This window comes from Streptomyces sp. NBC_00873 (assembly GCF_045207415.1).
Classification (GTDB): Bacteria; Actinomycetota; Actinomycetes; order Streptomycetales; family Streptomycetaceae; genus Streptomyces.
The window spans coordinates 280,147-300,480 of sequence record NZ_CP108803.1; the positions used below are offsets into that span (position 1 = coordinate 280,147).

At 69.8% G+C, this 20,334-nt stretch carries 17 protein-coding genes and 1 pseudogene; 10 read left to right on the forward strand and 8 right to left on the reverse strand.

From position 1 onward, the window contains the following. Positions 1-141: 141 nt before the first annotated feature. A complete protein-coding gene (locus OH809_RS01270; protein ID WP_406415524.1) occupies positions 142-504 on the forward strand; it encodes a hypothetical protein in 363 nt (120 codons plus the stop codon). A 370-nt stretch (positions 505-874) separates the two neighbouring features. On the opposite strand, the gene OH809_RS01275 is transcribed toward OH809_RS01270, so the two are convergent. Continuing rightward, positions 875-3,547 carry an alpha-L-fucosidase gene (locus tag OH809_RS01275; RefSeq protein WP_406415526.1) on the reverse strand — a complete coding sequence of 891 codons (2,673 nt, stop codon included), beginning with the start codon at positions 3,545-3,547 and terminating at the stop codon, positions 875-877. 243 nt (positions 3,548-3,790) lie between these two features. After that, the gene (locus OH809_RS01280) at positions 3,791-4,018 is read right to left on the reverse strand and encodes a transposase (protein ID WP_406415528.1); all 228 of its coding nucleotides are present in this window, start codon (positions 4,016-4,018) and stop codon (positions 3,791-3,793) included. A 376-nt stretch (positions 4,019-4,394) separates the two neighbouring features. Here OH809_RS01280 and OH809_RS01285 point away from each other — a divergent pair, with 376 nt between their 5' ends. Together OH809_RS01285 and OH809_RS01290 are read left to right on the forward strand one after the other, a co-directional pair. Then, positions 4,395-4,598 (forward strand): hypothetical protein, encoded by a 204-nt coding sequence (locus tag OH809_RS01285; RefSeq protein WP_406415530.1) that lies wholly within the window; start codon positions 4,395-4,397, stop codon positions 4,596-4,598. A gap of 280 nt (positions 4,599-4,878) precedes the next feature. After that, the gene (locus OH809_RS01290; RefSeq protein WP_406415531.1) at positions 4,879-5,496 is read left to right on the forward strand and encodes a TOPRIM nucleotidyl transferase/hydrolase domain-containing protein; all 618 of its coding nucleotides are present in this window, start codon (positions 4,879-4,881) and stop codon (positions 5,494-5,496) included. 199 nt (positions 5,497-5,695) lie between these two features. On the opposite strand, the gene OH809_RS01295 is transcribed toward OH809_RS01290, so the two are convergent. The 4 genes from OH809_RS01295 to OH809_RS01310 all read right to left on the reverse strand — a co-directional run bounded on the left by OH809_RS01295 (position 5,696) and on the right by OH809_RS01310 (position 10,311). Next, on the reverse strand, positions 5,696-7,321 hold the full coding sequence (locus OH809_RS01295) for an AMP-binding protein (RefSeq protein ID WP_406415533.1): 1,626 nt from the start codon (positions 7,319-7,321) through the stop codon (positions 5,696-5,698). A 140-nt stretch (positions 7,322-7,461) separates the two neighbouring features. Next, positions 7,462-8,247, reverse strand: coding sequence for an Asp/Glu racemase (locus OH809_RS01300; RefSeq protein WP_406415535.1), 786 nt, complete (start codon positions 8,245-8,247; stop codon positions 7,462-7,464). Next, positions 8,244-9,161, reverse strand: coding sequence for a fumarylacetoacetate hydrolase family protein (locus tag OH809_RS01305; protein ID WP_406415536.1), 918 nt, complete (start codon positions 9,159-9,161; stop codon positions 8,244-8,246). The genes OH809_RS01300 and OH809_RS01305 overlap by 4 nt, the downstream gene beginning before the upstream one ends. Before the next feature lie 37 nt (positions 9,162-9,198). Continuing rightward, positions 9,199-10,311 (reverse strand): cupin domain-containing protein, encoded by a 1,113-nt coding sequence (locus OH809_RS01310; protein WP_406415538.1) that lies wholly within the window; start codon positions 10,309-10,311, stop codon positions 9,199-9,201. Between the two features lie 99 nt (positions 10,312-10,410). Between OH809_RS01310 and OH809_RS01315 the strand changes: the two genes are divergently transcribed. The 4 genes from OH809_RS01315 to OH809_RS01330 all read left to right on the forward strand — a co-directional run bounded on the left by OH809_RS01315 (position 10,411) and on the right by OH809_RS01330 (position 15,238). Then, the gene (locus OH809_RS01315; RefSeq protein WP_406415539.1) at positions 10,411-10,878 is read left to right on the forward strand and encodes an acyl-CoA thioesterase; all 468 of its coding nucleotides are present in this window, start codon (positions 10,411-10,413) and stop codon (positions 10,876-10,878) included. Further along, positions 10,875-13,226, forward strand: a complete 2,352-nt coding sequence (locus OH809_RS01320; RefSeq protein WP_406415541.1) for an FAD-dependent monooxygenase — start codon at positions 10,875-10,877, stop codon at positions 13,224-13,226. The genes OH809_RS01315 and OH809_RS01320 overlap by 4 nt, the downstream gene beginning before the upstream one ends. Positions 13,227-13,228: 2 nt before the next feature. Continuing rightward, positions 13,229-14,278 (forward strand): carbon-nitrogen hydrolase family protein, encoded by a 1,050-nt coding sequence (locus OH809_RS01325; RefSeq protein ID WP_406415543.1) that lies wholly within the window; start codon positions 13,229-13,231, stop codon positions 14,276-14,278. A gap of 99 nt (positions 14,279-14,377) precedes the next feature. Then, on the forward strand, positions 14,378-15,238 hold the full coding sequence (locus OH809_RS01330) for a PaaX family transcriptional regulator C-terminal domain-containing protein (protein WP_406415545.1): 861 nt from the start codon (positions 14,378-14,380) through the stop codon (positions 15,236-15,238). Positions 15,239-15,274: 36 nt separating this feature from the next. On the opposite strand, the gene OH809_RS01335 is transcribed toward OH809_RS01330, so the two are convergent. Both OH809_RS01335 and kynU read right to left on the reverse strand, forming a co-directional pair. Beyond that, positions 15,275-16,702 (reverse strand): amino acid permease, encoded by a 1,428-nt coding sequence (locus tag OH809_RS01335; RefSeq protein WP_406415547.1) that lies wholly within the window; start codon positions 16,700-16,702, stop codon positions 15,275-15,277. Next, on the reverse strand, positions 16,699-17,970 hold the full coding sequence (gene kynU / locus OH809_RS01340; protein WP_406415549.1) for a kynureninase: 1,272 nt from the start codon (positions 17,968-17,970) through the stop codon (positions 16,699-16,701). The genes OH809_RS01335 and kynU overlap by 4 nt, the downstream gene beginning before the upstream one ends. Before the next feature lie 141 nt (positions 17,971-18,111). Between kynU and OH809_RS01345 the strand changes: the two genes are divergently transcribed. The 3 genes and pseudogenes from OH809_RS01345 (at position 18,112) to OH809_RS01355 (ending at position 20,136) form a co-directional block, all read left to right on the forward strand. Continuing rightward, positions 18,112-18,243: a hypothetical protein gene (locus OH809_RS01345; RefSeq protein ID WP_406415550.1), complete on the forward strand. Its 132-nt coding sequence runs from the start codon at positions 18,112-18,114 to the stop codon at positions 18,241-18,243. Beyond that, positions 18,234-18,347, forward strand: a pseudogene (locus OH809_RS01350) (Lrp/AsnC family transcriptional regulator); the annotation flags it as partial. The gene OH809_RS01345 and the pseudogene OH809_RS01350, both read left to right, overlap by 10 nt. Before the next feature lie 688 nt (positions 18,348-19,035). Continuing rightward, the gene (locus OH809_RS01355; RefSeq protein ID WP_406415552.1) at positions 19,036-20,136 is read left to right on the forward strand and encodes a hypothetical protein; all 1,101 of its coding nucleotides are present in this window, start codon (positions 19,036-19,038) and stop codon (positions 20,134-20,136) included. Positions 20,137-20,334: the final 198 nt, after the last annotated feature.

Here is a 20,334-nt window from a genome sequence, read left to right on the forward strand (position 1 = left end):
GCTCTGTACGCGGTCGCCGCTCTCCCCCGATCCGCACCGGGGCCGTGCACACGGATCCCCCGCCGCCGGCCGGCCCCGCCGCCGGCCGGCCCCGGCGCCCCTCTCCCTTCCCACTTCACCTCTCCTCCTCAAGGAGCCCCCATGACTTTCTCCGCGCCCCGAACTCCCCCTCCACGTCCGGTCGTCGACGAGCCGGCCGGGCCGTCGCTCACCGTGCTGCTCTCGCACCGGGAGATGCTCGTCAAGGTCATGGCCGCGCCCCGCTCCGGCGACCGTGACGGCCCGGCCTACAGCGCCCGAGGCCGGACACCGAACCGAGAACCATCCCGGACACAGAAGCGAAGACTCCCAGTGCCGCGCGGGCACGGTGAGGAGATCGCGGCCGACGGAGAGACGGAGCCGGTGCTCGTGAAGCTGGACACATGGGTATCGAACACCCGCACGAGGCGAGACAAGCTCGCCCGAGAGCAGCTGGACGCGCTGGGGAAGCTGGGCGTGGAGTAGGCGTGATAGCGGCACCAGCGGCTCGTTGAACCCGGCCGGACATACCGGTACACAGAGAAACCCCGGGAGTCATGGCCCGGGGTCTCGTACTGTCAGCGCTTTTGCCGCTGTGGGGCTGGACTGTCAGACCCCGTTCCTAGTAGGGCTTTGTTAGGTGCGATGGTGGGGGTCGGAGGTTGGTGCGGGTTGGCCGCATATGGAGCAGGCGCCGGTCCAGGTGGCCAGGAGGGCCTGGAGTTCGCGGAGAACCGCGTAACAGCGGCCGGGCCGGCGGCTCCGGTCACGAAGGCGGTGCGGCCGGCGAGGCCGAGGGCGACGGCGCACGGCGCGGCGGCGAGGGGCGGAGCACGTCACAACACATCACAAGGCGTCAGAACACCTGCACCTCGGCCAGCGAGAGCGCACTCGTGCCGGTGAGTTGCACGCGCACGTAACGACCGGACCGGCCCACGGGGATCTCCGTGGGAGTGCCCGCCTGGGCCGTCTGCTTCGAGGACCAGACGCCCGGCGCGGCCAGGGCCTCGTCCAGGGAGTCCGGCAACGGCGTGTCCGACACGATCACGTAGTAGTTGGAGAGCCGCTGCCCGCAGCAGTCCGTACGGTTCCAGATCGCGATCTTGTTGATCGACTTGCTGGAGCCGAGGTCGACCTGCCACCACGGCTGGGACTGGGTCTCGGAGGTGTGCGTGACCGAGCCGTTCCCCCACACGCCGTCGGTGTTGCCGTCGACGGCGCGGTCGGGTGTGCCGTCGTACGCGGTCGAGGACTGCTGGGCCGGCTTGCGGACGGCGATGCCGGGGTCGCCGACCGCCGGGTCGAGGAAGAGGCCGAGGCCGGCGACGCTCGGCGCGAGCCTGGATTCCAGGATGCGCAGCCGGAGCCTGTCGGTCGTCGTCGGAGCCACGTTGAGCAGCCGCTTGTAGCCCACGGTGGTCCCGGTGCCGATCTCGGTCCAGCCGCCGTCCAGCCAGGCGTCGACGGCGAACTTCTCGATGCGCTGGCCGACGTCCATGCTCTCCTGGAGCGAGAGGGTGGTGAACCTGCGCGGCTCCGGGAGGTCGAGCACGAGCTCGGCCGGGACACTGCCCGAGCGCGGGGTCCAGTACGTCGACGCGTCGCCGTCGACGACCGTGGCAGTGCGGTGCTCGCCGGTCGTCTCCTTCGGGTCGGCCGAGGTGACGGTCGCGCCCGTGGCGAGGTCCTTGCCGAAGATCGTACGGATCGCCTCGCCGAACTCGCGCAGCCGCCGCACGTCGCCGTCGGTGAACTTCCCGCGCCGGTCCGGCGGTACGTTGAGCAGGAGCACGCCGTTGCGGCCGACGGACTTGTTGTAGATGCCGAGCAGCGCGGGGAGCGACTTGATCTGGCTGTCCTGACTGCTGTGGTAGAACCAGCCGGGCCGGATCGAAACGTCGGTCTCGGCGGGGAGCCAGCGCAGGTAGTCGTGGAAGGGTAGTTGCTCGCGTGCGCCGAGCACCTTACTACAGCAGGGCGTGGTGCCGACCTCGTTGGCGTGGGCGTCGCCGTACATCGGCAGCACGCTCCACTCGGTCTCCCGGCCCACGCCGGACTCGTTGCCGACCCAGCGGGCGTCGGGACCAGAGTACTCAACCTTCGACTGGGGGCCGGTCTGGATGACGGCCTGGGGCTGGAGTGCGCGGACCATGCGGTACCAGGTTGCGTAGTCGTGCCGTTCGTAGACGGGAGCACCAGGGTTCTCGATCTCGACCGGGTTCGCGCCGTCCATCCATACCTCGTCAACCGATCCGTATTCGGTGAGCAGCTCGTAGAGCTGGTTCTCGTAATAGCGGTTGTAGTCGTTGCTCACCACGTCGAAGGTGGGCAGCTCGCCAGAGGCCACCTTTTCGGCCCGGTTGTCGTCACGGACCAGTGTCGGGATGGTGGTCTTCTTCCAGGCGCTGTTGTTGTTGTAGACGCCCTCCTTGTACTGGTGCACGTCCGCCGGCGAGAGATAGAGCGCGGCGCGCAGGCCCTCCGCGCGTGCGGCCTCCACGAACTCACGCACCACATCGCCCTTGCCGCCCTGATACGGGCTGTTCTTCACCGAGTAGTCCGTGTAGCGCGACGGCCACATGGAGAAGCCCTCATGATGCTTCGCCGTGAAGATCACCACTTTGAAACCGGCGTCCTTGAGGGCGCGCGCCCACTGCCGCGCATCCAGGTCGGTCGGGGCGAACTGCGATGGTGGCACCTCGCCTGATCCCCACTCCACGCCATCGGCTCCGGCGAAGGTGTTGATCCCGAAGTGGACGAACGCGGTGAGCTCGTCGTTCATCCACTTCTTCTGCCGCTCGCTCGGGACGACGTTGGCCGCCTTGGCTTCGATGTCCTTGGCCGTGTCACACGGCGAAAGCGTCACGACCTGCCCGGGGCCCTTCGTCTGCCGCTGGGCGGGGGCTTCGAGTCGGAAGTCCGCGCTGGAGAACTCGCCGTCGAAGGTGGACAGCGCGATGCCGTCCAGTCCGCCCGCGAAGCCGCGGTCCGCGGCCGACGGGTTGGTGTCGCGGCCGAAGCCCACCGCCTCGGAGCGGCTCGGGGCGAGAGCCCCCAGCTCCAGCGCCTTACCCACCGCGCAGCCGTCGAGGAACAGCCGCAGCGTCGAACGCGTCGCGCTCACGGAGGTGTAGACGAGCGCGACGTGCCGGAACTGCGTCTTCGGAACCACCAGTCCCTGGCCGCGTACCGGGGCGGCACCGTCGGCGGACATACCGAACTCTGTCTCGAAGTCGTTGGCGTCCTTGTAGCGGAAGTAAGGCGAGCCGAACAGACTCAGCAGCGTGCCGAGTCGCGGCACATCGGTGCTCCGCTTCACCACGGCCTCGGCGACGAGATTGCCGGTGATGTGCCCGTCGGCGGCGAGCGGCGTACCGGGGGTGAAGCGCAGCCCGGACGCTCCGCCGGGCAGCGTCGCCTTGCCCCGGTCAACCCGGACATCGGATCCGTCCCGGGCCAGTGTGCCGCGAACGATCTCGCCACCTGCGGGGGTGTACGACTTTCCCTCGAACGATCCCTCGAAGTCCACCTTGAGCAGTGTCTGCGCGCGGGGTGCCGCCGACCCGGCCCCCGGAGGAGACCCGGCAGTGGTTGGGTCTGCGAAAGCTGACGGGACGGACGCCCCGAGGATGATTGCCGTCACGGCAGCCACCCACCCGGAAACTCTACGTACCATGTGGCTTCCTCCCAAGGGAGCAACAGGTCTACACCTCGGTTGTTTGTGGGGGAAGTTAACAGCTGACTCCTATTCGGACAAGAGAGGAGGCGCCAGTCATCCGATGACTAGCCTCGCCGTTTCGGTTGCCGTGACGGGATGTGCGGACTCCAGCACCCGCTTGGTCAACTGCAGCAACAAACCACCCTCACCGGTCAGTTGCGGGCCCTCGCTGCGGGCCCGGTCGACCAGCATCGCGACGAGCTGCTCGTCCGACACAGCTGACGGCATCGCACCGCCGGCCGACACCTCGACGGACTCGTGCTCGATCGTCGTCTCGCTCACTTGGCGTCTCTCCCTTGATCAGCAGATCCACCGTTGATTGGGCTCTGGCTCACATCCGGTGGTGACTGAAAGTCACGACGGCGACGAATAGGCCATCGATCACGAAGCCGCAGGTCCGTGCACCACAGCGGTCGTTCCCTGGGGCCGACCGATCGGCCCGGCGTCTGTCCGTGAGAGTCCGGCGCGACAAGCTCAGCGCCCCCGATGCGCTGCCATCCGCTTCAAAGCATCGAGGTCAGAGCACCAGCCGCACTCTCTGCAAGGTAGAGATACCCCATACTCACGATCCGTCACCGCTGAGTAGGTCCGGAGAAACGGACCGGGAGCAATCCCGGCACCGCGCTCCGGGCCTACTCAGCTTGCGCCCCCTCCCAAGGTGCACGTTCGGCGAGACAAGGACGGCCGGATCGTCGGCGCCGAACAGGCCGACGGCGAGAACCAGGAACAGCACGACGACACCCAAGCCGCGGTGGAGTCCGCGCTGCTGCACATCGGATTCTCTCCCCGCCTGAAGACGGGGATTCCCTCCGAAGAACAGGGATGGAAGTCGAGATCACCGAGGCCGTTGACGCGGAGCTGAGCAGGGAACGCGCGGCGCGGATCGAGCGGGACGCCGCGCGGATCGAGGAGCTGGCCCGCAGCGGGTTCGAGGGGCTGGCCTACGAGGTGTTCGAGATCGAGCGGGAGGCCGAGCCGATCCTGCTCGGCATGCTCCGCAAGGGCACGCTTCCCCGGATCGCCCGGAAGCAGTGCAGGAGCCGGGGCTGGAAGTTTCGCTCTTCCTCCTCACTTGAAGCCCCCGGAGCGCGGCCGACGAAAACTCCGTGCCGCGCCCGCCCGCGCAGGAGCAGAATCGCCCCATGGCTGACATACGAACGTTCCGGGACGCGGTCACCAGCTGGGCGGCGGGCAGCCCCGGTGGGCTGGCGAGTGAGCTGGCCGTGCGACTGCGGGTGCGGACTGCGGTGTTGTTGGAAGGGCTGAGCGACCTCGCGGCCGTTGAGACGCTGGCCGCGCGCTATGGTCGGGACCTGCCCGCCGAGGGGGTGTGCGTCATGCCCATGGGTGGAGCGATGAGCGTCGGCCGCTACGCCAGCCTCCTCGGGCCGCCGGGGTTGGGTCTGCGCCTCGCCGGACTGTGCGATGAGGGCGAGCAGCGCTTCTACGACCGCGCTCTTGAGCGGGCCCGTGCGCCGCGCCAAGGGTTCTTCGTGTGTGTGACGGACCTGGAGGACGAACTCATCCGCGCGCTGGGCGTGGCACGGGTTGAGGAGATCGTCCAGGCTGAGGGCGAACTCCAAGCCTGGCAGACTTTCGTGCGCCAACCTGCACACCAGGGCCGGCCCCCGCAGCAACAAATGCGGCGCTTCCTCGGCACGAAGAAGGGCCGCAAGATCCGCTACGGCCGCCTCCTGGTCGAGGCCCTCGACTCCGAGCGGGTACCTGCTCCCCTCGACAACCTGCTCGCGAGCCTGTGACCGAAGCACTGATCGAGGTCAGCAGCAGCGGCAGGTCCGGCGCCAAGCACGCAAGCTCCACAGGATCCGGTCCAGAGTCGCGGAGGCAGACGCCCTCGAAGCCATCGCGAAGATCACCACTTGTCTTGGACGCAACCCGCGCGGACGTCGCGCTGGACGCGGAAGATCAGCCGTCTTCGTCTCTGTCGCGGACTCGATGTCAGGGGGCCTGCCGACCGCTGCGCAGCCGGTACCGCTGGATCTTGCCGTTGGGGGTCTTCGGGAGCTCGGGCAGGAAGGTGACGGCTCGCGGGTATTTGTAAGGCGCGATCGTGTCCTTGACGAAGGTCTGGAGTTCGGTCGCCTTCGCGTCGTCGCTCGGCACCCCTTCGCGCAGGACGACGAACGCCTTGACGATCGCGCCCCGCTCGGCGTGCGGTACTCCGACGACCGCGGTCTCGGCCACATCGGGGTGGGCGAGCAGCGCCTGCTCGACCTCGGGCGCCGCGATGTTGTACCCGGAGGAGATGATCATGTCGTCGTTGCGGGCCTGGAACCAGAAGTAGCCGTCGGCGTCGCGTAGGTAGGTGTCGCCTGTGATGTTCCAGCCGTGCTGGACGAAGACCCGCTGCCGGTCGTCGTCGGCGAGGTAGCGGCAGCCGGTGGGTCCCTGGACGGCGAGTCGGCCCGGTGCGCCGTCCGGGAGCGGGTTGCCGTCGAGGTCCATGATCGCGGCGCGGAAGCCCGGGACCGCGCGGCCGGTGGCGCCGGGCCGGATGCCCTCGTCAGCGGCGGAGATGAAGATGTGCAGCATCTCGGTGCCGCCGATGCCGTCGATGATGCGGATGCCGGTGGCCCGCTCGAACTCCTCCCACACCGTGACCGGAAGGTGCTCTCCGGCCGACACACAACGTCGTATGCCCTTCAGGGCGTACGCGCGGCCCGCGGCGAGGATCGCCTTGTACGCGGTGGGGGCGGTGAACAGGACGGTGGCACCGTGCTCGGCGACCGCGTCGGCGAGTTCGCCGGGTGTGGCCCGCTCCAGCAGGAGCGTCGAGGCACCGGCACGCAGCGGGAAAACGATCAGTCCGCCGAGCCCGAAGGTGAAGCCGAGCGGCGGGGTGCCCGTGAACACGTCGTCCGGTGTGGGCCGCAGGACGTGCAGCGAGAAGGTGTCGGCGCTGGCGAGGACGTCGCGGTGGAAGTGCATGGTGGCCTTGGGCCTGCCTGTGGTGCCGGAGGTGGGGCCGAGCAGGACGACGTCGTCGGCGGCGGTGTCGACGGCGGTGAACCCGCCGCTCTTGGTGGCGGCGCGGGTGGTGAGGTCGTCCGGATCGCCGTCGGCGCCGAAGCACAGGACGGGCAGACCGTCGCCCGCCGCCGTGCGCAGGTCGTCCGCGTAACGGTGATCGCACAGGGCGAGGCTGGGGCGGGTCAGCTCGATGAGCGGTGTGAGTTCGCCGGCGCGCAGCAGCGGAACGGTGGTCACGACCACCCCGCCCGCTTTGACGACCGCGAGCCAGCATGCCACCACCCAGGGGGTGTTGGGGCCGCGGAGCAGTACGCGGTTGCCCGGCACCAGACCGAGGTCGTCGGTGAGCACCTGGGCGATCCGGTCCGTGTGGCGCCGCAGTTCGCCGTACGTCCAGTTCTCGGTGGGCGTGCGCAGGCAGGGGCGGTCGGGGCCGAATCGGCGGATGGTTTCGTCGAGGAGGACCTCGGCGCAGTTCAGGCGCTCGGGGTAGCGCAGTTCGGGCAGGTCGAAGTGGAATTCCGGCCACTGATCGGCGGGCGGCAGATGGTCACGGCAGTACGTGTCGTGGTGCGCGGACGGCGAGAGCTGCATGGGCAGCGCCCCCTTCTGACTGGCGGTGTCCGGAGCGCGGGTTGAGGGGCGGGCCGCTGCCGTGCGGGTGGGCGACGGCCCGGTGTCGTACGGCCGGAGCGGCGAGGGCCCGTGTCGTACATGCGGCGTGGGGTGGTGAATCAGACGGCTGGAAAGGGGGCGTCGGCGTAGGCGCCGGACAGCAGCCGGCCTGCGCCGGGAGCAAAAGCAGGCAGGCCGAGGGCGCGCATCATCTGGTGGGCGGTGGCGATCGAGGCGGACAGCACAGGCTTGCCCAGTTCCTGCTCGACGACCTCGATGGACTCCAGTGACGGCATCTGCACGCACGCCGAGAGCACGATCGCGTCCGCGTCGCCGTGGTCGAGTTTGCGGACGATGGGCACCAGGTCGCGCGGGTCGTGCGCGGCGACCTGGAGGTTGTCGGGGATCTCCAGTGCCGTCCAGTCGCCGACCTCGATGCCCTCGTTGCGGATGTAGTCGACGACGGTCTCGGTGAGCGGCCGCAGATAGGGGGCGACGAGGGTGATCGAGCGGGCGCCCATCGTGTGCAGCGCACCGACCAGTGCGCCCGCGCTGGTGACGACCGGCGCGGGAGCGCCGTTCTCCCGGGTCACCGCGGTCAGCTTCCGCTCGGACGTGCGGTGGTAGCCGTGCCCCATGCTCATGATCGCGACGAGGCAGGCGTAGCCGAGCACGTCGACACGGGCGTCCGACAGCTCGGCGGCGCAGCGGGTGGAGTCGGCGTCCATGGCCGCCAGTTCCTCCTTGCGCACCTGCTTCATCCGCATTCTGCTGGAGTGGAAGGTGAACCGCTCTGGGGCGACGGTCTCCCGGGCCCGGAAGAGGGCCGGGATCTCGGTCTCCATGGTGACGTTGGAGCTCGGCACGATCTGGCCGATGCGGAAGGTCTTGGGGCGTTCGCTCATCGTGCGTCCACCACCGGGTTGCGCAGGGTGCCGATCGACTCGACTGTTGCCTCAACGATATCGCCGGGGGTGAGGAACTGCTGCGGGGTGAAGCTCGCGCCCACTCCGGCCGGGGAGCCGGTGGCGATGACGTCGCCCGGCTCGAGGGTCATGCCGGCGCTGATGTCGGCGATCAGTTCGGGGATGCGGAAGAGCATGTGGCGGGTGTTGCCCTTCTGCTTCACCTCGCCGTTGACGCGCAGGGACAGGTCGAGGGCGTGCGGGTCCGGTACGTCGTCGGCGGTGCGGACGGCCGGGCCGAGGGGGGCGTAGGAGTCCTGGCCCTTGGAGTAGAACCACTGCCCGGAGCGGCGCTGGTCGCGGGCGCTGATGTCGTTGACGATGCTGTAGCCGAAGACATGGTCGAGCGCGTCCTCGGGCCGCACCCTCTTCGCGGTCCTGCCGATGACGACGGCGAGCTCGCATTCCCAGTCGAGCTGGGCGGTGAGGTCGCCGTCGTGCCAGATGGGCTCGCCGGGTCCGGTGACGGCAGTGGCGGGCTTGCTGAACAGCACGGGCCGCTGCGGCAGTTCCTTGTCGGTGTCGAGCGTGCGGGCCGACTCGGCGACGTGCTCGGTGTAGTTGAGGCCGACTCCGACGATCTTGCCGGGACGCAGGGGCGCCTTCAGCGTGACCTCGGCCAGCGGATGCCGCGCCGCTTCGGGCACGGGACGGGTCAGCAGTTCGGTCAGGGCGGCGACGGCTTCGGGTGCTGCGTGGACGAGGTCCAGCACGGTCGCGGGAGCTGCCCCGAGCCCGGGGACGACGGCGCGGTACTCGGCGGTGAGCGTGGCGATGTCGATGACGGTGTCGTCGCGCTGTATGCCCAGCCGGCGCGCCTCGTCGCCGTCACGGGTGTAGCTGACCAGCAGCATGTGGACTCCTTGGAGGTGTGCGCGGTTCCGGGGTGGTTCAGGCGGTGGGCTGGTGGCCGTCGTTGTCGGTGTGCGCCTCCTCGCGCCAGAAGGCGAGGGAGCGCATGACCGGGAAGTCGTTGAAGGAGAAGAGGACGGCGTCGTCGGTGCTGCTGGTGTTGGCGTGTTCGTGCCAGGCCCAGGACGGGACGCAGAAGATGTCGCCCTCCCGCCAGTCGAAGCGCTGCCCGGCGATGATCGAGTGGCCCTGGCCCTTGGCGACGTTGTAGACGACCGAGCCGGTGTGCCGGTGCGCCTTGGTGGCCTGCGAGGGGCGCAGCAGCTGGAGGTGGGCGCCCATGGTGGGCATCACGGAACCGCCGGTGAGCGGGTTGCTGTATTCGAGGATGATCCCGTCGTACGGGGAGCCGTCGCTCGCCTCGGCGGCGTTCAGCAGCGCCGGGTACGCCTGGTCCCAGGGGTAGGCGAACAGCGGGGAGTAGGGCTTGGTCCAGCCGTCCTCGAAGCCGTACGGGCGCAGCTCGCCGGCGCCGTAGGTGAGCAGCGAGGAGTTCACGACCTTCCCCTGCTCCTGGTGCAGGTCCGGGTGTACCTCGTAGAAGCCCGCGTCGTGCGCGTTGACCAGTGGGATGTCCAGGCCGTCCTGCCAGATGACGGGGGCGTCGTCGCCTTCGTTGCCGTGCTCGTGCCAGGCCCAGTTCGGGGTGATGGCGAAGTCGCGCGGGCCGACCTTGAGCTTCTGTCCGTCGACGATCGTCCAGGCGCCCTGCCCCTCGATGACGAAGCGCAGCGCCGCGGCCTGGTGGCGGTGCGCGGTCATGGACTCGCCGGGTCCCATGATCTGCAGTCCGGTGTAGAGCATGCCGACGGCGGCGGAGACGTCCTTGCGGCCGGGATTGACCAGCATCACGACTCGGCGACCTGCGTCATCGGCCTTGACCAGGTCGAGCGACTCCAGCACCAGCGGGCGCAGGCGCTCGTACGACCAGTGCACGGGGACCGACTTGGGCTGCGGGTACCACGGCTCGATCTCGTTGGCGACGGTCCATAGCGCTCCGGCTTCGTGCTCGGCGAGCCGCTCGTAGTACGCGCTCAGGTCCGCAGTGTCGCTGACTCGCGCCCGGCCCGGTACGTCGTCGCTGTACGTCATGTCCGCTCGGCCTCCTCGCCTCGCCGTCATCCCGTTATCTTGACGGTCGTCAGCATCACGCTATAGCTTCCGGGGTGTCAAGAGGCTGGAGGAAGAGCGATGGACACATCGGATCCCGGATCCACACCCCGTACGGCTTCCGAGGCGGCCGTGGAGCGTCGGGTCGAGTGGTACGACACCGACGCCTCGGGCCATCAGCACCACTCCGCGGTGCTGCGCTGGGTGGAGGCCGCGGAGGCCGAGCTACTGCGCCACCACGGCCTGGACCGGCTGTTCGGGCGCACCCCGCGGGTGCGCCACGAGGTCAACTACCGTGCCCGGCTGTGGTTCGGCGAGACCGTGACCACCCGGCTGCGCGTGGTCGGACTCGGGCGCACCTCCCTCACCTATGCCTTCGAGGTGCGCGGCCGTGAGGGTGTCGCCGCCGACGGCACGCTGGTCGTCGCCCATGCCGAGCCCGACTCACCCGCGGCCACACCCTGGCCGCAGGACGTGCGGGACGCGCTGGAGGGCGAACGGGACACGCGGGAGGGCGCACCTGCGACTGCCCCGGGGGCGATCGCATGACGCGCATCGCGATCATCGGCGGGGGCCCTGCCGGTCTGTACTTCGCCGCCCTCGCCCAGCAGCTCGACCCGACCCGCGAGATCACCGTCTGGGAGCGCAACGCCCCGGATGACACCTTCGGCTTCGGCGTCGTCTTCTCCGACGAGACACTCGACGGCATCGCGGGCGCCGACCCGGCCGTCTTCGCCGGGATGGAGGCCGAGTTCGCGCGCTGGAGCGACATCGATATCCACTACCGGGGCAGCGTGCAGACCTCCGGGGGGCACGGCTTCGCCGCCATCGCCCGCAAACGGCTGCTGCAGATCCTGCAACGGCGCTGCACCGAACTCGGCGTCGACCTGCGCTTTCGTACCCAGGCCCCGCCCGCCGACGAGCTGTCGCGCGCGTACGACCTGGTGATCGCCGCCGACGGGGTCAACTCCGCGATCCGTGCCAAGCACGCCGACGTGTTCCAGCCCTCGCTGGACGTGCACGGCTGCCGCTACATGTGGCTCGCCACCGACCGGGCGCTGGAGGCGTTCACCTTCATCGTCGCCGAGTCCGAGCACGGCCCGCTCCAGGTGCACGCCTACCCATTCGGCACCGACCGGTCCACCTTCATCGTCGAGATGCCGGAGGACACCTGGCGCAAGGCCGGCTTCGACCGGTCGGCAGCACGTCGGTACGGCCCCGGCGAGAGCGACCACGCGAGCGTCGCGGGCTGCGCCGAACTGCTGGCAGACCACCTCGACGGGTACCGGCTGCTGACCAACAACTCCAAGTGGCTGCAGTTCACGACGGTGCACAATCGCACCTGGCGGCACGGCAACATCGTGCTGCTCGGCGACGCCGCGCACACCGCGCACTTCTCCATCGGCTCCGGCACCAAGCTGGCCATGGAGGACGCGCTCGCGCTCGCCACGAGCCTGGAGGCCGAGCCCGGCGACCTGGCGGCGGCCCTCGACCGGTACGAGCGCGGGCGCAGGCCCGTCGTCGAGTCCACGCAGCGCGCGGCGCAGGCCAGCCTGGAGTGGTTCGAGACGATCCGGCACGCGGTCGGACAGGAGCCGGAGCAGTTCGCGTTCAATCTGCTCACCCGCAGCCGCCGGGTCTCGCACGACAATCTGCGGGCCCGCGATCCGCAGTACGCGGCAGGGGTGGAGCGCTGGTTCGGCGGGGAGCGGGCGGCGCCCCCGCTGTTCCAGCCGTATCGGCTGGGCTCGCTGGAGCTGCGTAATCGCGTCGTGGCCGCGCCCGTCGCCACCTACACGGCGACCGGTGAGGGCGTGGTCGGCGACACCGAGCTGGTGCACCTGGGCGGCGCGGCCTTCGGCGGGGCGGGCCTGGTGTTCGCCGGAATGACGGCGGTCAGCCCCGCGGGCCGAGTGACCCCGCTCTGCCCGGGGCTGTGGGACGACGCACAGATACCCGGCTGGCGGCGGATCACCGACCTGGTGCATGCGCACAGCGGCAGCGCTGTCGGCGTCCAGCTCAGCCACAGCGGGCGCAAGGGCGCGACGAGCGTCCCCACGCGCGGCTCACTGGGTGCTTCCCTGTCCGAGGGCGGCTGGCGCACCGTCGCGCCCTCGGCGCTGGCCTGGGGCGACCACCCCGCGCCGCACGCGCTCGAAGAGGACGAACTCGGCTTGATCGCAGAGGAGTTCGCGGACGCGGCCCGGCGCGCCGACGCTTCGGGCTTCGACGTGCTGGAACTCCAGGCGGGCCACGGCTTCCTGCTCTCCTCCTTCCTGTCCCCGCTCACCAACCGCCGCACGGATGCCTACGGAGGCGACCTGCCGGGCAGGCTCCGCTTCCCGCTGGGGGTCCTGGACCGGGTGCGCGCCGCATGGCCGGCCCACAAGCCGCTGATCGTGCGGATCTCCGCCGTCGACTGGGCCGAGGGCGGCACGACGATCGAGGACTCGGTCGCCGTCGCGGCCGCCCTGCATGCCCGGGGCGCGGACGCGATCGACGTCTCCACCGGCGAGGTCGTGCCCTGGGAGCGTCCCGCGTACGGGCGTACGTACCAGACGCCGTTCGCGGCCCGCCTGCGCGCCCAGGCCGGGGTGCCGGTGATCGCGGTCGGCGGCTACTCCACGTATGACGACGCCAACTCCACGATTCTCGCGGGTCGTTCGGACCTGGTGGCGCTCGGCCGTGCCCAGCTCCGCGACCCGGCGTGGACGCTGCACGCGGCCGCCGCACTCGGTCACCGGGGCCCGGCCGCCTACTGGCCCCGGGTCCTTCGCGCGGGCAGCACCCCGCCCCCGGACGGCAGCAGGCAACGCCCGGCGCTGACCCTGCGCCCGGCCGCCATGCCCGACATCCACCACCGCTGGCGCCCGGCTCGTCAGGAAAGGATCGTCTGAGCATGCGACACCTGGAGGACTTCCCCCGCTTCACCGCGGCGGCCGTCCAGACGGCCCCCGTCTACCTCGATGCCACCGCGACCGTCGACAAGGCCGTCGCGCTCATCCACGAGGCCGCCGGCCACGGCGCCCGGCTCATCGCCTTCCCCGAGGTCTTCGTCCCCGGCTACCCCTACTGGAACTGGACCATGAACCCGGTCCAGGGCTCCCCCTGGTACGAGAGGCTCTACCGCTCGGCGATCGACGTACCCGGCCCCCACGTGGACACCCTGCGTGCCGCCGCTGCGGCGACGGGCACCACGGTCGTCATCGGCGTGAACGAGCGCGGGGCCCACAGCCTGGGTGTGCTCTACAACAGCGTGCTCGTCATCGGCCCGGACGGCGCGCTTCTGGGCGTTCACCGCAAGCTCGTCCCCACCTGGGCGGAGAAGCTCACCTGGACGGGCGGCGACGGGAGTTCGGTGCGGGTGCACCACACGCCCCTCGGCCCGCTCGGCGTGCTGGCCTGCGGCGAGAACACCAACACCCTCGCCCGCTTCTCGCTCCTCGCCCAGGGCGAACTCATCCACGTCTCCAACTACATCTCGCTGCCGGTCGCACCCGCCGACTACGACATGTCCGAGGCCATCGCCATCCGCACCGCGGCCCACTCCTTCGAGGGCAAGCTCTTCTCGATCGTGGCCTGCTCGACGATCACCGAGGAGATGGTCGAGGTCGCGGCCGGCCACGACCCGGAGATCGCCCAGGCAATGCGACGCCCCCGCAGCGCCCTGTCCGGCGTCTTCGGCCCCGACGGCCGTCCGGTCACCGAACCGCTCGTGGACGAGGAAGGCATCGTGTACGCCGAGATCGACCTGGCCCGCTGCATCCAGCCCAAGCAGATGCACGACATCGTCGGCCACTACAACCGCTTCGACGTCTTCCGGCTGCACCACGACACCACGCCCCAGCAGCCTCTCGTACGCACCGAGGAACCGTCCGGCGACGCTCCTCTCACCGGCCCCTGGACGTCCCGGACATCGGCGCCGGGCGACGGTGCGGCCCAGTCCTGATCGCTCCCTGGGCGGACGGCTCACCACGGGTGCGCCGCCCGCCCATGCCGCTCTCGTGACGGAAGTCCCAGCGGTGTGACGGTGTCCTAGGATGACGTCATGGCGACAGCGAGCGGACATGAGTCCGATGGGGACTGGGGACCGGCGGGGCAGATTCCACCCCGGCAGTTGATCGTGACGATCTACGGACTGTACTCACGCGCCACGGACGGCTGGATGTCGGTGGCCTCCCTGGTCCACCTGCTGGCCGACCTCGGTGTCGACGAGTCCGCCGTGCGCTCCTCCGTGTCACGTCTCAAGCGCGCGGGGATGCTCGAGTCCGAAGCGATGGCCGCAGCCGCCGGATACCGGCTCTCCGACCAGGCGCGGCGCATGCTGCGCGACGGCGATCAGCGCATCTTCTCGGCCCGGCGGGCCACCTTGGACGAGGGCTGGGTGCTGGTGGTGTTCTCGGTGCCGGAGTCCGAGCGGGCCAAGCGGCACACCCTGCGCACCCAGCTCACCCGGCTCGGCTTCGGCGCCGCCTCCCCCGGCGTGTGGATCGCACCCGGTCATGTCCACGACGAGGTGGAGGACGTGCTCGCCCGGCTGGAACTGCGGTCCTACGCGGACCTCTTCCGGGCCGACTACCTCGCCGTGACCCCGGACCTGCCCACGAAGGTGCGCCGCTGGTGGGACACCGAGCGGCTGCAGGACCTCTACCTCCAGTTCCTCGCCGTCCACCGCCCGGTGACCGAACTCCTGGCCCAGGGCGGCCCGGCGACGGACGCCGAGGCCTTCACGGCCCACATCAGGGTGCTCACCGACTGGCGCCGGCTGGTCTACCTCGATCCCGGCGTGGCCCGGGAACTGCTGCCCGCCAAGTGGAGCGGCACCGAAGCGTCGGAAGTATTCGACGAGTTGCACGCCCGGCTGGCCGGACCGGCCCGCCGCCATGTGGAACGGGTGCGGTCCCGCTGACCGCCCCGTCCCGGACAGTCGGCGGGACCGCGAAGGTCACACGGTGACGGGTTCTTCCTCGACGGCTGACGGTGCGGTGCGCCGCCGGATCACCACGGCGTAGACGGCCAGGAGCACCAGCGTGAAGCCCAGGCCGATGACCGCAGCCTGACGCATCGCCGGGACGACAGCCGCCGTTGCCATGACCGCCAGCACCCCTGCGATGCCGGCCCAGGCGGTGCGACGGCCGCCGGGCACCCGGCCTCCGCGCCCGTCCGCCGACGCGTGCCCGCGTCCGCGCGTGAAGGCGAGATACGAGGCGAGGATCAGCAGCCAGACGAGAAGAATCGCGAAGATCGCGATCGACACGAGCACGCTCAGGACGTTGCTGACGCCGTAGGCGGCCAGCCCGGCGGCCACGGCGATCCCGCAGGCCGATCCGATGAGGGCGAAGACCGGGACACCCCGCCGGTTGAGCCGGCCCAGCGCGGCCGGGGCAAGCCGGTCGTGCCCCAGGGAGTGCAGCAGGCGACTGGCGCCGTAGAGATTGGCATTGGCGGCTGAGATCGCCGCGATCAGGACCACCGCGTTGGTGAGCGAGGCGGCCGCGGGTATCCCCATGTCGGCGAACACCCGGACGAAGGGACTGGCCTGGACGCTGCCGTCGCCCCCGGCGGACTCCCGCCACGGCAGCAGCGTGACCACCAGGGAGATCGCCACCACGTAGAAGAGTCCGAGCCGCCAGACCAGCGAGCGCATGGCCGTCCGGATGGACCGGCCGGGGTCCGAGGTCTCCGCCGCCGAGATGAATGTGGTCTCGAATCCGGCGAAGGCGAACATGACCACGGCCATGGCGACCCACACAGCGCTGCCGCCCGCAGGGAAGAAGCCCCCGTCCCGCGTCAGGTTCCCGAGACCCACGGCCGGGGTGTGCGGCATGCCGAAGAAGACCAGCAGGACACCCGACGCGATGAACACGATGAGTGCGGTGACCTTGATCGTGGAGAACCAGAACTCCGCGACGCCGAACGACCTCACGCTGATGAGGTTCACACCCAGGACGACGGCCGCGACGGCGAGCACCGCCGCGAGCAGCGGCACGTTCGGCCACCAGAAGCGTATGTAGACGGCGGCGGCCACGACTTCACCACCGACCGCGACGACGGCCCCCTCCCAGTACAGCCAGCGGGTCAGGAAGCCCGCCCACGGCCCGAGATAGCGCTGGGCGATGGAACCGAAGGCGCCCCGGACGGGGTGGGCGATCGTCATCTCCCCGAGGACCAGGCCGATGATCCCGACGAGGGCCGCTCCGGCGGCGTACGAGAGGATCACGGCCGGGCCCGCCGTGGCGATGGCGGAGCCGGATCCCAGGAACAGGCCGGTGCCCAGGGCCGAGCCGAGTCCGATCATCGTGATGTGCCGGTGGGTCAGAGACCGTGACAGTTCGCGCTCGTCCTCGGCGGACCCATCGGCCGGGGCGGTCATTCGGCGTCTCCGATGCCCGTGGCTCCGGCCAGCTCCGCCAGGACGGCCATGCCCCGGTGCACCTCGGCGAAGGACGTGCTCAGTGGCGCCAGCCCGATCCGGATGCCGTCGGGCGCCCGGAAGTCGGGCACCACCCCCTGCTTCCACAACTGCCCGGTCAGTTCACGGAAGTCGGGCCGGCTCAGGGTGATGTGGCCGCCCCGCCGGTCCGCATCCCGGGGCGAGGACACCGTGACGCCCTGGTCGACGAGCCAGGCGTCGGCGAGCTCCAGGGCATACTCGGTCATTAGCACGGACTTGGCGCGGATGGCCTCGATGCCGACCTCCTCCAGCATCTCCAGACCGGTCAGCAGCGGCAGCATGGCGAGGATGGGCGGGGTGCCGCTGAGCACCGACCGGATCCCCTCCGCCGGTTCGAACCCCGGGCCCATCTCGAACGCGTCCTTGCGCCCCATCCAGCCCCACACGGGCTGCTGCGTGCTTCCGTGGTGCCGGCGGCTGACATACCCGAACGCGGGCGCGCCCGGACCGGCGCCCAGGTACTTGTACGTGCAGCCGACGGCGAAATCGACGCCCCACGCGTCCAGCTGGAGCGGGACGGAGCCCACGGAGTGGCTGAGGTCCCACAGGGCCAGGGCGCCCGCGGCGTGTGCGGTCCGGGTGATCGCGGCGGCGTCGGCCAGATACCCGGACCGGTAGGCCACATGGCTGAAGACCACGAGGGCGGTGTCCGCTCCGACCGCCTCCGAGACCTGCTCCTCGGTGATGCCGCCCGTCGGATCGGTCTCGATCCACCGCAGGGCAAGGCCGAGCTCCGCGGCTATGCCTTCGAGGACATAGCGGTCGGTCGGGAAGTTGTCGGTGTCCAGGACGATCTCGCGGCGGCCAGGGCGGGCCATCAGCGCTGCCCGCGCCAACTTGTAGAGCATGACGGTCGTCGAATCCGCGACGACCGTCTGACCGGGCGCGGCGCCCAGCGCTGCGGCGGCCAGGCGGTCGCCGACGGTCTGCGGCCAGTCGAGCCAACCGTCCGTCCAGCCGCGGATCAGGCGCCCGGCCCACTGCTCGGTGATGAAGCGCTGCATCTGCTCGGCGGCGGCGCGGGCGGGGCGGCCGAGCGAGTTTCCGTCCAGGTAGGCGACCAGGTCGGAGCCCCCGGGAGCGATGAAGCGGTCACGAAAGGACCGCAGCGGGTCCGCCTCGTCCAAGGCGCGAGCCTTTCGCGCCAGGGCGCTCGGTGAGGACACAGCGGTGTCGGGAACAGCCATCGAGGGGCCTTTCGGGAGAGGGCGGCGCATGGCGTGCCGGACGCGGCAGCCGACAGAGGACGACACCATCACGCCAGAGCATGCGTCGATTATTCGACGGTCGTCACAAAAGTGCAAGAGCCTGAGTGAGAGCCGGGCCTCGTGACCCGTACAGTCCCCAGTGATCACCCCTGTCCCGGAGGAGGCCACCGGACCATGGCCGTCGACGAGCTCGACACCCGCATCCTGCGGCTGCTGCTGGAGCAGCCGGGCACCGGCGTGCGCGACAGGTGATCCGGCTCCCGGCCGTGGTCCGCACCCGCACCGAGGTGGCCCTGCGCGAACGGGTCCCGCATCGGCTGCTGCCCCTCGTCGAGGAGATCGGCAGCACGACCCGCACCCGAGCGGGCCGCCAGACCCCCGCGGCACAGACCGGCCGCCCACCCGGCGCAGCGCGAGCGGAGGTGCGGCGAGCCATTCGCTTGCTGGGGCGGACACCGCATTGCTGGTCCGTGCCGTCGATAGGGCGGATCCTGACGGCAGCGTTCCGTGGGCGCTCACCTTTCGCACCTGTGTTCACGAGGACGAGTTCGGGGTGGTGATGGAAGCCGTGGAGTGACTCCTTCGGAAGGCGACCATCGACGGATGGGTCGGGTTCGTCCGCAGTTCGGCCTCGGAGGGCACTCACCATGCTGTCCGGCACGAGGGCGGATTCGACCTTGTCAATGTCCGTTCAGCGGGAAAGTGGGTCCAGGTCTCGTGGTCGTAGCGATAGCCCGCCGTCCGGGGGGTCATCTGCCGGTCGGTGAGGATGTCCCGGCGGGGGCCGAGGGTGAAGTGGGCGGGAGCGGCCCTGCGCAGGGCGTACGGGCCGCCGAGCTCGGGATGGTCCCGGGCGCGTATGAGGGCGTCGGTGCCGCGGTCGGCGTAAGCAGTGTCGTTTCGGCGATGAAGTCGCTGGACCGTACGGGTGAGTTCGTGGCTCCGGGGCTGTCGCAGGCATGTGCGGACTGCGTAAATCCGGGGTTGTGATCACGAACCTCGTGCAAGTGAATGATCGAAGCTCGAACGGGGAGAAGACGGAAAGTGAGCACGCGTAGGAAATTCCTCGGCGCCGCTACCGCAGTCGGTGCCATGGCGTTTCTCGGCGGCACTCAGGCCGCATCTGCAGACGAGGGCGATCCGGGACCGGACTCGGCGGCCCTGGAACTCCAGGCCCGCAACGCAATCTTCGCGGTCGATACCGACACCCAGAAGAATTACGACGCGCTCCGGGCCGAGTTGATCAAGCATCTCAGCCCGGTCATCGTCGTTCAGAATGACGACCGGGGTGGCCTGTACACCCTCATCCACAACGGAGAGCAGGAGTCGTTGCACCCTGTCTCCGAAATCTTCGAGCTGGCCAAGTCGATCGCCCACGCTCCGCTGGGCATCTACTCGGTCATCGCGCCGTACCTGAGCCGCCAGATCCCGAACCTCCCCAGCTCCGCCTGTCTCGACCAGCACGACGTGGACATGGTGGCGTTCAAGGGGCCCGGAACGAACGACTGGGTCAGCCCACTTCAGGCTTTCGGTACCACCTTGACCACCGCCCGACAGCAGCTCGACAACGCGCACATGCCGCAGGAGCTGGAAGCGTCGAGCACGCAGATCCTCGACGTCGCGCTCAGGTTCATCAACGAGTCCATGCAGCGCGGCTCCTTTGACATGAAGTCGTTCGAGAACTTCACGGGCGGCCTGAACGACGCTATCGGTACCAACGTGAGGTATGCGACCCAGGCGCAGATCGACGGCGTGGAAGATCTCATGAAGCGGTGGCGGGGCAAGGTCGGCAAGGAGGACTGGCCCGGTCTGTACGTCGTCGTTCTGTCGATCTGGACGACGTCCGCCCTGAACCAGAACTCGATTATCGTCAAGCAGTTCATGGACCCCGCGAAGGCGGACTCGCACCTGATCGACCTGCCGACGGCCCAGCTGCCCGCCGACCCGGTCTTCGTCGCCCTCGACAACTTGGCCCGGATCGTGCAGGACAACGTCGCGGCGGAGATGGTGTTCCCCGTTGACCAGAAGCTAGCGGACGCGCTGAAGGGGCCCGAGGATCTGCTTGCGCAGGAGATCCTGCACCAGCTCGCCTGCCCCTACCAGAGCAAGACCCCGGCGAAGAAGGCCGTAGGCGCGGCCTCGTAGAAACGGCCCGACCACGCCTGAGACTGCTCGAACCACTCCACGGGACGAGTATCGCCTAGCGCTGCCTGGTACAGCATCGTGAAAGTGGTCGTCGACGAACCTCCGCCAGGGCCGAGCACCGCTTGCCAAATACCCTCAAAACGCCCTCCGAGAGGGGCAGTCCGCGAGCGGGTAGAGCCAGGCAGCGGCCTCGCGCTG

Excerpts from the sequence above, each read along its gene's own strand:
- OH809_RS01270 (WP_406415524.1), top strand. The coding sequence starts at position 142 with ATGACTTTCTCCGCGCCCCGAACTCCCCCTCCACGTCCGGTCGTCGAC.
- OH809_RS01290 (WP_406415531.1), top strand. The coding sequence starts at position 4,879 with ATGGCTGACATACGAACGTTCCGGGACGCGGTCACCAGCTGGGCGGCG.
- OH809_RS01295 (WP_406415533.1), bottom strand. The coding sequence starts at position 7,321 with ATGCAGCTCTCGCCGTCCGCGCACCACGACACGTACTGCCGTGACCAT.
- OH809_RS01300 (WP_406415535.1), bottom strand. The coding sequence starts at position 8,247 with ATGAGCGAACGCCCCAAGACCTTCCGCATCGGCCAGATCGTGCCGAGC.
- OH809_RS01305 (WP_406415536.1), bottom strand. The coding sequence starts at position 9,161 with ATGCTGCTGGTCAGCTACACCCGTGACGGCGACGAGGCGCGCCGGCTG.
- OH809_RS01310 (WP_406415538.1), bottom strand. The coding sequence starts at position 10,311 with ATGACGTACAGCGACGACGTACCGGGCCGGGCGCGAGTCAGCGACACT.
- OH809_RS01315 (WP_406415539.1), top strand. The coding sequence starts at position 10,411 with ATGGACACATCGGATCCCGGATCCACACCCCGTACGGCTTCCGAGGCG.
- OH809_RS01320 (WP_406415541.1), top strand. The coding sequence starts at position 10,875 with ATGACGCGCATCGCGATCATCGGCGGGGGCCCTGCCGGTCTGTACTTC.
- OH809_RS01325 (WP_406415543.1), top strand. The coding sequence starts at position 13,229 with ATGCGACACCTGGAGGACTTCCCCCGCTTCACCGCGGCGGCCGTCCAG.
- OH809_RS01330 (WP_406415545.1), top strand. The coding sequence starts at position 14,378 with ATGGCGACAGCGAGCGGACATGAGTCCGATGGGGACTGGGGACCGGCG.
- OH809_RS01335 (WP_406415547.1), bottom strand. The coding sequence starts at position 16,702 with ATGACCGCCCCGGCCGATGGGTCCGCCGAGGACGAGCGCGAACTGTCA.
- kynU (WP_406415549.1), bottom strand. The coding sequence starts at position 17,970 with ATGGCTGTTCCCGACACCGCTGTGTCCTCACCGAGCGCCCTGGCGCGA.